Source organism: Ruminococcus sp. D54t1_190329_F1 (assembly GCF_015551645.1).
Taxonomy (GTDB): Bacteria; Bacillota; Clostridia; order Lachnospirales; family Lachnospiraceae; genus Blautia_A; species Blautia_A faecis.
This window is the reverse complement of the sequence record NZ_JADNDC010000041.1, coordinates 26,464-36,421: the sequence shown is the minus strand read 5'-3', so window position 1 is coordinate 36,421 and position 9,958 is coordinate 26,464. Positions and strand designations below refer to the sequence as shown.

The 9,958-nt window shown below is 43.9% G+C and carries 10 protein-coding genes and 1 pseudogene; 10 read left to right on the top strand and 1 reads right to left on the bottom strand.

Going from position 1 to position 9,958, the window contains the following annotated elements:
• The 6 genes from I2D69_RS19855 to cobS all read left to right on the top strand — a co-directional run.
• Positions 1–198 (top strand): hypothetical protein (locus tag I2D69_RS19855; protein WP_207741822.1); only part of this gene is annotated, 198 nt, incomplete at its 5' end.
• A gap of 62 nt (positions 199–260) precedes the next feature.
• On the top strand, positions 261–1,223 hold the full coding sequence (locus I2D69_RS16300; RefSeq protein WP_195380246.1) for a glycosyltransferase family 2 protein: 963 nt from the start codon (positions 261–263) through the stop codon (positions 1,221–1,223).
• Positions 1,207–1,623 carry a GtrA family protein gene (locus tag I2D69_RS16295; RefSeq protein WP_173771960.1) on the top strand — a complete coding sequence of 139 codons (417 nt, stop codon included), beginning with the start codon at positions 1,207–1,209 and terminating at the stop codon, positions 1,621–1,623. Before I2D69_RS16300 ends, I2D69_RS16295 begins: the two co-directional genes overlap by 17 nt.
• Complete coding sequence (gene cobT / locus I2D69_RS16290; RefSeq protein WP_173773576.1) at positions 1,620–2,672, top strand: nicotinate-nucleotide--dimethylbenzimidazole phosphoribosyltransferase; 1,053 nt, start codon at positions 1,620–1,622, stop codon at positions 2,670–2,672. The genes I2D69_RS16295 and cobT overlap by 4 nt, the downstream gene beginning before the upstream one ends.
• Before the next feature lies 1 nt (position 2,673).
• On the top strand, positions 2,674–3,216 hold the full coding sequence (locus I2D69_RS16285) for a bifunctional adenosylcobinamide kinase/adenosylcobinamide-phosphate guanylyltransferase (protein ID WP_173773575.1): 543 nt from the start codon (positions 2,674–2,676) through the stop codon (positions 3,214–3,216).
• Complete coding sequence (gene cobS / locus I2D69_RS16280) at positions 3,203–3,967, top strand: adenosylcobinamide-GDP ribazoletransferase (RefSeq protein ID WP_306797110.1); 765 nt, start codon at positions 3,203–3,205, stop codon at positions 3,965–3,967. Before I2D69_RS16285 ends, cobS begins: the two co-directional genes overlap by 14 nt.
• A gap of 36 nt (positions 3,968–4,003) precedes the next feature.
• Here the strand turns inward: cobS and I2D69_RS21235 are convergent.
• A pseudogene (locus I2D69_RS21235) lies at positions 4,004–4,051 on the bottom strand (DUF6783 domain-containing protein); the annotation flags it as partial.
• A 106-nt stretch (positions 4,052–4,157) separates the two neighbouring features.
• Here I2D69_RS21235 and I2D69_RS16275 point away from each other — a divergent pair.
• From I2D69_RS16275 to ygfK, 4 genes are all read left to right on the top strand, one after another.
• Positions 4,158–4,538, top strand: a complete 381-nt coding sequence (locus I2D69_RS16275; protein ID WP_195380245.1) for a bifunctional adenosylcobinamide kinase/adenosylcobinamide-phosphate guanylyltransferase — start codon at positions 4,158–4,160, stop codon at positions 4,536–4,538.
• The gene (locus I2D69_RS16270) at positions 4,531–5,124 is read left to right on the top strand and encodes a histidine phosphatase family protein (RefSeq protein WP_173716604.1); all 594 of its coding nucleotides are present in this window, start codon (positions 4,531–4,533) and stop codon (positions 5,122–5,124) included. Before I2D69_RS16275 ends, I2D69_RS16270 begins: the two co-directional genes overlap by 8 nt.
• A gap of 380 nt (positions 5,125–5,504) precedes the next feature.
• On the top strand, positions 5,505–6,842 hold the full coding sequence (gene ssnA / locus I2D69_RS16265) for a putative aminohydrolase SsnA (protein WP_118583354.1): 1,338 nt from the start codon (positions 5,505–5,507) through the stop codon (positions 6,840–6,842).
• A gap of 2 nt (positions 6,843–6,844) precedes the next feature.
• The gene (ygfK, locus tag I2D69_RS16260; protein WP_195380244.1) at positions 6,845–9,844 is read left to right on the top strand and encodes a putative selenate reductase subunit YgfK; all 3,000 of its coding nucleotides are present in this window, start codon (positions 6,845–6,847) and stop codon (positions 9,842–9,844) included.
• Positions 9,845–9,958 lie beyond the last annotated feature (114 nt).

Genomic DNA, 9,958 nt, shown 5'->3' with positions numbered 1-9,958 from the left:
AAGTGGCTGCCGGACTCACGCAGAGGTAAAATGATTCCATTAGGATGTAACATGTATGTAGTTTTGAAGGTACAGAACGGAAACGGTAGCCGGTTGGTTATCGTTTTTTTGTTATTAAATTCTGAAGAATATCAATTAAGGTTGCCTGCCCACTGGATTTGTAATATAATGGGAACGTTGAAAAATCGAAAAGAATAAGATCTGCTGTCATGTTTTAAACATAAATATACAAGGCTGTCAGCAGAGAAGAGGATGAAAAAATGAGCAGATTATCAGTGGTTTTGCCAGCTTATAACGAAGAACTGATGGTAGGAAAAACCTGTCGTGTTCTTCATGAAGTATTAGCAGAAGCCGGCATTTCCTACGAACTAGTTGTTGTTGACGATGGCTCAAAAGACAAAACCTGGGAAGAAATCACCAAAGCCGGAGAAAAAGATGGAAATGTTCTTGGCGTTCATTTTTCCAGAAATTTTGGAAAAGAAGCAGCAGTATATGCAGGAATGGCCCAGGCTACAGGAGATGTGGTGGCAGTTATGGATTGTGACCTGCAGCACCCGCCGGAAACTTTGATTTTCATGTACCATCTCTGGGAGCAGGGATGGGAAGTAATCGAAGGCGTAAAGAAATCAAGAGGAACGGAAAGTCTGCTTCACAAAGAGAGCGCTGGCTTTTTCTATGGAATCATGTCCAAGGCTACAGGTGTGAATATGCAGAATGCTTCGGATTTCAAAATGATGGACAGGAAAGCAGTGAATAGTATTCTTTCTATGCCAGAACGAAATATGTTTTTCCGTGCGACCTCATCCTGGGTGGGATTTAAGACCACTTATGTGGAATTTGAGGTGCGGGACAGAGAAGCTGGACAGTCTAAGTGGTCTACCTGGTCCTTGATAAAATACGCGTTTACCAATATTGTGGCTTTTACTACAGCACCGTTGCAATTTGTAACGGTCGTAGGAGGGGCATGCTTTGGATGCTCCCTGATTTTGATTATTTATTCGCTGGTACAATTTTTTGCCGGCAGAGCGGTAGAGGGATATACAACTACCCTTATCGTTCTTTTGCTTATTGGAAGCGCTATTATGCTCAGTCTTGGAATCATCGGCTATTATATTGCAAAAATATACGAAGAAGTAAAACGGCGTCCACGTTATATCATTTCCCAGATTCTTCGTGGAAAAGAGGATGTCTATCAGGAGGTAAACCATGACTGCTCTCATTAAGAAACTGTATGCCAGTGATGTGGTACGTTATGTGTTTTTTGGAGGATGTACTACACTGGTGAATTTGGTGAGCTTTTTTCTTCTGCGCCAGGCAGGAGTTCAAAGAGATCTTGCAAATGTGATTTCGATTATTCTGGCAATTCTTTTTGCTTATGTGGTAAACTCTAAATTTGTTTTTCAGGACAAATGCGAGACTTTGAAAGACCATATCCGTCCATTCTGCAAATTTGTCGGAGCGAGAGGTGTAACAATGGTGATCGAAGTAGCAGGCGTATGGTTCTTTGCGGAGATCATACACATGAATGATATGGCCGGCAAATTTATCACCCAGTTTGTAGTTCTGGCATTAAATTACATATTCAGTAAATTCCTGGTATTTACCAGCGGGAGGAAATCATGACATTAGAAGAAACACTTAAACAGATAAAGCCTTTGAATGAGGAAAAAATGAAAACAGCCAGAATGCGATGGGACAGCATTGCCAAGCCTCTCCATTCCCTTGGAAAAATGGAAGATCTGATTACGCAGATCGTTGGAATTACAGGAGAAGAGAAAGTGGATCTTGGAAAAAAGGCTCTTGTTGCCATGTGTGCAGACAACGGCGTGGTAGAAGAGGGGGTTACCCAGACAGGACAGGAAGTTACTGCAATTGTAGCAGATAATTTTGTAAAAGAAACCACTACCGCTTGTGTAATGTGTCACCAGTGTGGAGTGGATGTAAAGCCAGTGGATGTGGGAATGGTAAGAGACACCACAGCACGTACAGATCTGAAAGTTATGTATGGAACCCACAATATGACGAAAGGTCCTGCTATGGCAAGAGAAGAAGCCATAAAAGGAATTGAAGCAGGAATTGCTATGGCAGAAGAGTTGAAGGCTCAGGGGTATCGTCTCTTTGCAACTGGTGAGATGGGAATTGGAAATACCACAACCAGCAGTGCAGTTGCATCTGTGCTTCTGGGGCAACCAGTGGAAACCATGACTGGCCGTGGCGCAGGACTTTCCAGCGATGGACTTACCCGCAAGATTCAGGCAATCAAGAAAGCCATTGATTTAAACAAGCCGGATGCAAAAGATTCCATAGACGTGCTTGCAAAAGTTGGAGGCCTTGATATCGCAGGAATGGCAGGTGTGTATCTTGGCGGAGCTGCATTACAGATTCCGGTTCTTATTGATGGTTTTATTTCCGGAGTTGCCGCTCTTGTAGCAGCCAGACTTTGCCCGGAGGCAGCGGATTATATGATCGCCAGTCATGTGTCCAAAGAACCGGCAGCACATCTTGTTCTGGATGAGCTTGGAAAAGAAGCTGTGCTTCATGCTGACATGTGTCTTGGGGAAGGCACTGGAGCCATTGCCCTTTGTCCGTTTCTTGATATGGGAGCTACTCTTTACAATACATTAAGTACATTTGATGATATTCACGTGGATCAGTACGAGGAGCTGAATTAATATGATGACAGTTGTGACCGGAGGAAGCGGAAGCGGAAAATCTGCTTTTGCAGAAGATAAAATAGTATCTTTTGGACCGGCAAAAAGAATCTATATTGCAACCATGCATCCATATGACGAGGAAAGTCATAAGCGTGTGGCACGTCATCAGAAAATGCGTGCAGGAAAAGGATTCGAGACAGTTGAATGTTATACCGGATTGAAGAATCTGGATTTCCCGGAAAATGCTGTGGTTCTTCTGGAATGTATGTCCAATCTTGCCGCTAATGAGATGTTTGAGGAAAAAGGGGCTGGTGAAAAAACTGTGGAAGCCGTTTTGGAAGGCATAAAAAAGTTGAGAAGCCAGGTACGTCATCTGGTAATTGTCACCAATGAGATTTTTTCCGAAGCAGCCAGTTATGAGGGCGATACCATCCGCTATCAGGAATATCTGGGGATAATCAATCAAAACATTGGAAAAATGGCTGATGAGGTGGTTGAAGTAGTATATGGGATTCCAATCTGGCATAAAGGAGGAAAAATCATTGAAAATGCTGTGGAATAATTTTAAAGTGGCATTTGCCATGTATTCAAAAATCCCTATGCCAATGGCAGACTGGAACAAGGAGAATATGAAATATACATTCTGTTTTTTTCCTTTTATCGGCCTGGTAATTGGAGCGCTTTCTTATCTGGTAGGATGGGCAGGGGGAAAATTTGGATTTAATCCGTCTTTTGTCTCAGCAGTTCTTGTACTGGTTCCGGTAGTGGTGACAGGTGGAATCCATGTAGATGGTCTTCTGGATACTTCGGATGCATTAAGCTCCTGGCAGGAAAGGGAGAGACGTCTTGAAATTCTGAAAGATTCCCATGCCGGTGCATTTGCGGTTATTACAGCCTGTGCTTTTTTTCTGATATGGTATGGAGCTTACAGCCAGTTGTGGACGGACAGGCGGGCACTTTTGATCATGGCTCTCGGATTTATGGTTTCCAGATGTTTTTCCGGAATCAGTGTCATGATGTTTCCAAAGGCACGTAAAGATGGAACTGTAGCAGAATTTTCCAGAAAAGCAGAAGATATGATCGTGCGGAATGTGCTGATCGTTTATCTGGGAATCCTTCTGGCGGTGATGATATGCATCCAGCCTGTGATGGGCATTCTGGCATTTGGAACTGCAGTACTTGTTTTCCTTTATTATCATTATAAAGCAATGAAATATTTTGGCGGGATCACAGGTGACCTGGCAGGCTATTTTCTGTGCCTTTGTGAGGTAGGAATGGCTGTTGTACTGGCTGTTGTTTCTGTATTTATCTAGACATGTCTGAAAAATCATTCCCGCAATTTGCACGCCCCACTTTGCGGTATATTTTGCCCGAATTCGGTTGTCGTAGCCTGCTATGCGCCCTCATCCGGGCAAAATTTCCCACAAATTGTGACGTACATCTTGCAGAAAGCCTTTTACAGACACGCTCCGGGAACTGGGAAAAAAGGGAGGAATTGTAACAATGGAAATGATCATCGGAGGTGCTTTTCAGGGAAAGAGCACCTATGCAAAAGAACATCATCCTGATATCTGCTGGAAAAATGGAGCTGATCTGGAAAAAGAAGAGCTTATGAATGCAGAAGGCGTCCTTGATTTTCAGGAGTATATCAAAAAAGAATTAAAAGCAGACAAAGATCTGACCAGACTGGCAGAAGAATTATGGGAGAAAAATCCGGATATCATTCTGGTAAGCCAGGAAGTGGGATACGGCGTTGTCCCAATGGATGCTTTTGACCGGAAGTACCGGGAAGCAGTGGGAAGAGTCTGTACGGATCTTGCATCAAAAAGCAAAAAGGTAATACGTGTAGTATGTGGAATTGGGACGGTGATCAAAAATGCTTAAACTTATTCTGGTTCGTCATGGGGAAACCCAGGGAAATAAGTTAAAAAGATATATAGGAAAAAGGACGGATGAGCCTCTTTGTCCGGAGGCTGGGAATATGCTGGCGCAGCTTGCTTATCCGGAGGTACAGGCAGTTTATGCAAGTCCTATGATCCGCTGTACCCAGACAGCAGGAATCCTTTTTCCCGGAAAAAAGCTGAATATTATTGATGAGCTTGCAGAATGTGATTTTGGAGAATTTGAAAATAAAAATTATCAGGAACTAGACGGAAATGAACATTACCAGTCCTGGATCGATTCTGGCGGACTTCTGCCATTTCCGGGAGGAGAGAGCAGAGAGGAATTTAAAAGACGCAATGTGACCGGCTTCCAGAAAGCTGTAAATGGTTGTCTCCGTAATGGGATTTCTTTGGCAGCACTTGTGGTACATGGCGGTACGATCATGAATGTTATGGAAGAATATGCAGACGAAGACCGCTCTTTTTATGACTGGCATGTGCAGAATGGCAAAGGCTATGAGGTGGAAATTGATCCTGAATTATGGAAAAAGGGCCGGAAATTTTTGCATGTGATCCGGGAGTTATAAAGATACATATACGAATAATGTAGATGGAAAATCAGCTATGGAATAGAGCTTGTTTGAAAAATCCATTAATAGAGAGAACAAGGCAGTTTGTTTAATTGACAGACTGCCTTGTTTTCATGTTTATGCAGACTGCGGGCAAAATCTCCCTCGAATTGTGACGTACAGCTTGTAGAAAGCATTTTCAAACATGCCCTAGAGCCTGTTTTGTCTGTGCTCAGTTAGTTTGTCTGAACAAAAATTTTGAGAAAGCCAAAAATATTTTTAGATTTCCTATTGAAATTTATATGGGAATGTGTTACATTATCTGTATAAAATATCCTAAAAAATGTTGAATTGTGCTTTTTGATTCAACAATTTTAACAAGTAAAGGAGGATGCCATATGCTTATTATTGGTAATGGAAGAATGATCACACGGGACGCATCCAAGGCATTTATAGAGAACGGCGCAGTTGCAATGGATGGTAACACCATAGTTATGGTGGGGACTACAGATGAGGTGAAAAAAGCATATCCAGATGGAGAATTTGTAGATGCCAGAGGCGGAGTTATCATGCCTGCATTTATCAATACCCATGAGCATATCTACAGCTCTTTTGCCAGAGGTCTGAGTATTAAAGGATATAATCCCAAGGGCTTTCTGGATATTCTGGATGGACAGTGGTGGACCATTGACCGTCATCTTACCCTGGAGCAGACCAGACTTTCTGCGATGGCTACTTACATCGACAGTATCCGGAATGGTGTAACGACTGTATTTGATCACCACGCAAGCTTTGGACATATTACCGGTTCCCTCAGTGCTATTGAATCAGCAGCTAAGGATCTTGGTGTCCGTACCTGCCTTTGCTATGAAATTTCCGACCGTGACGGCATGGACAAGTCCAGAGAATCTGTAATGGAGAATGTGAACTTTATCAAACACGCACTTGCAGATGACAGCGACATGATCGCTGCTATGATGGGTATGCATGCATCTTTCACTATTTCCGATGAGACCATGGAATTGTGTAACGAACTGAAGCCAGATGGTGTTGGCTATCATATTCATGTTGCAGAGGGAATCTATGACCTTCATCAGTGCCTGAAGGAGCACAGCAAACGAATTGTAGACAGACTTTACGATTGGAATATTCTTGGGCCGAAGACGCTTCTGGGACATTGTATTTATATTAACGAGCATGAGATGGATTTAATTAAAGAGACTGACACCATGGTTGTCCACAATCCGGAATCCAATATGGGAAATGCCTGCGGATGTCCGCCTACCATGGAATTGGTACATAAGGGAATCGTTACGGGACTTGGAACTGATGGATACACCCACGATATGCTGGAATCCTGGAAGGTTGCCAATATCCTTCACAAGCATCATCTCTGCGATCCAAATGCTGCATGGGGTGAGGTTCCCAAGATGCTCTTTGAGAACAATGCAATTATTGCCAACCGCTACTTTAAGAAACCACTTGGTGTTCTGAAAGAGGGGGCAGCTGCCGATGTGATCGTAATGGATTACAACCCGCTTACACCTATGAGAGCAGACAATGTAAACGGACATCTTCTGTTTGGAACTACAGGACATGACGTTGTGACTACTGTATGTAACGGCAAGGTTCTTATGAAAGACAGGGAAGTGCTGGTTTGTGACGTAGATAAGGTTATGGCTGACTGCCGTCAGTCTGCACAGGAACTGGCTGACGATATTAACGGAGGAAAATAAATATGAGCGATATTATGACATGTATGCCTTTCGGGCAGCTGATGGACTGGGTCCTTCAGGAGAAAAAAGGGCAGGACACTGTATTTGGGGTACATCGCCCATACACAGCAGATCCGAAGAATGATATGACTATTTTTACCAGAAACCTGGAGACACCAGTGGGACCGGCAGCAGGTCCCCATACCCAGCTGGCACAGAATATCATCGCTTCTTATTATGCAGGAGCCCGTTTTTTTGAGCTGAAGACAGTTCAGAAGATGGATGGCGCAGAGCTTTCAGCATGTGTGAATAAACCGTGCATTCTTGCAGATGATGAGGGATATAACTGCGAATGGTCAACTGAGCTGACTGTTCCGGACGCGATGGGCGAGTACATCAAGGCATGGTTTATCCTTCATGTGATCGCAAAAGAATTCGGCCTGGGTGCACAGGATGGGTTCCAGTTTAATATTTCCGTAGGATATGATCTTGCAGGAATTAAGGGAGACAAGGTCAATACCTTTATTGACGGAATGATGGAAGCAAAGGACACTGTTATTTTCCAGGAATGCAGAAAATGGCTTTTGGACAATGCTGACAAGTTCCAGAACTTTACCAGAGAAGACATCGAAGCAATCCCATCCAATGTCTGTAATTCTGCTACGATCTCCACACTGCATGGATGTCCTCCACAGGAGATTGAGAGCATTGCAAATTATCTGCTTACAGAGAAACATCTGAATACCTTTGTAAAGTGCAACCCGACCCTTCTTGGCTATGATTTTGCAAGAAAGACCATGGATGAGATGGGATATGATTATATGGTATTCGGCGATTTCCATTTCAGAGACGATTTGCAGTATGAGGATGCAGTCCCCATGCTTACACGTCTGATGAAATTATCCGAAGAACTGGGTCTGGAATTTGGTGTAAAGATTACCAATACGTTCCCGGTTGATGTTACCCGAAATGAGCTTCCAAGTGAAGAAATGTACATGTCCGGCAAAGCTTTGTTCCCGCTGTCCATTTCCCTTGCAGCCAAACTTTCTGCTGAATTCGCAGGAAAACTTCGAATTTCCTATTCCGGAGGTGCAGATTATTACAATATTGACAAAATTGTGGGATGCGGTATCTGGCCTGTAACCATGGCTACCACCCTTTTGAAGACAGGCGGCTATCAGAGATTTACCCAGGTAGCGGATAAGGTGGAAGGAATCTGCCCGAAGAAATGGGAAGGAATCGATGTGGATGCACTGAAGAAGCTGGCAGCAGATGCTATTACTGATGGGCATCATGTGAAGAACATTAAGCCGGTTCCGAACAGAAAGAGCACAAAAGAAGTTCCTCTTCTGGACTGCTTCTATGCACCGTGTTCTGAAGGATGTCCAATCCATCAGGATATTCCACAGTATGTAGCACTGACTGGTGAGGGTAAATATAAAGAAGCACTTGAAGTGATCCTTGAGAAAAATGCCCTGCCATTTATTACAGGTACCTTATGTGCACACAACTGTATGACCAAATGTACCCGTAATTTCTACGAAGAATCCGTAAATATCCGTGGCACCAAGCTGACAGCAGCAGAGCATGGCTATGAGCAGCTGATCGGTGAGATCAAGGCTGGCGAGCCAAACGGTAAGAAGGTCGCCGTAGTTGGTGGCGGTCCTGCAGGTATTGCAGCTGCTTACTTCCTTGCAAGAGAGGGCGCAGCAGTTACCATTTTTGAAAAAGAAGAGAAAGCCGGCGGTGTGATCCGTTACGTGATACCTGGATTCCGTATTGGAGACGCTGCTATTGACAAAGATATTTCTTTCATCCAGAAGATGGGTGTAGAGATCTGCACAAATACAGAAATCACTTCTGTGGCAGATCTGAAAGCACAGGGCTATGATGCTGTGATCCTGGCAATTGGAGCTGGCAAGCCTGGCACTTTGAAACTGGAAAAAGGTGAGACCGTTAACGCTCTGAAGTTTCTTCGTGATTTCAAGGCAAATGATGGTAAGCTGAATATTGGCAAAAATGTAGTTGTAATCGGCGGCGGAAACACTGCTATGGACACTGCAAGAGCTGCGAAACGCACAGAAGGTGTAGAGCATGTTTATCTTGTATACAGAAGAACCAAGCGCTATATGCCAGCTGCAGAGGATGAGCTTCTGGAAGTTCTGGAGGAGGGCGTTGAGTTTAAGGAACTTCTTTCTCCGGTAAGTCTTGATGGCGGCAGACTGCTCTGCAAGAAGATGAAGCTCGGCCAGATGGATGCTTCCGGACGTGCAGGTGTAACCGAGACTGCAGATGTGGTAGAGGTTCCGGCTGACACCGTGATTGTAGCTGTTGGAGAAAAGATTGATACCGATTTCTACACTGCCAACCAGATCGCAGTAGATGAAAGAGGAAAAGCAAAGGTCAACGATAAGACTCTTGAAACCAGCGTGAGTGGTGTCTATGTTGCCGGAGACGGCGCCAGAGGCGCAGCAACCATCGTAGAGGGAATCCGGGATGCACAGCTGGCAGTGAAAGATATTCTTGGCAAAGAGATTACCAGAGATGCAGCTGTGACAGGTGATGTGAAAGACTGTTTCGAAAAGAAAGGTATCCTGAAGCACAGCAAAGAGGCGAAGACAGAGGAAGAGAGATGTCTTACCTGTAACAAAGTCTGTGAGAACTGTGTAGATGTGTGCCCGAACCGTGCCAATATTTCCATCAAGGTTCCTGGAATGGCTATGAATCAGGTGATTCACGTAGATTATATGTGTAATGAGTGCGGCAACTGTAAGAGCTTCTGCCCATACGCAAGTGCACCATACAAGGATAAATTTACTCTGTTTGCAAATGAGAAAGACATGGCAGACAGTAAGAACGATGGTTTTGTTGTTCTGGATAAAGAGAATAAGACCTGTAAGGTCAGATTTGTAGGCCAGATCACAGACTGCAAGGCAGACGATCCGGCAGATAAACTGTATGACGGTTTGAAGAAGCTGATCTGTGCAGTGATCGATGATTATGGATATCTGATAACTAAATAAAGTAATAGAAAATACTGTCCACAGCTTTTTAAGGGCTGTGGACAGTATCTATATTTTGACAGGCAGCGAGCCGAAGTATGTTCATGCATAAGATCTTGGTGACTGCTGCGATAA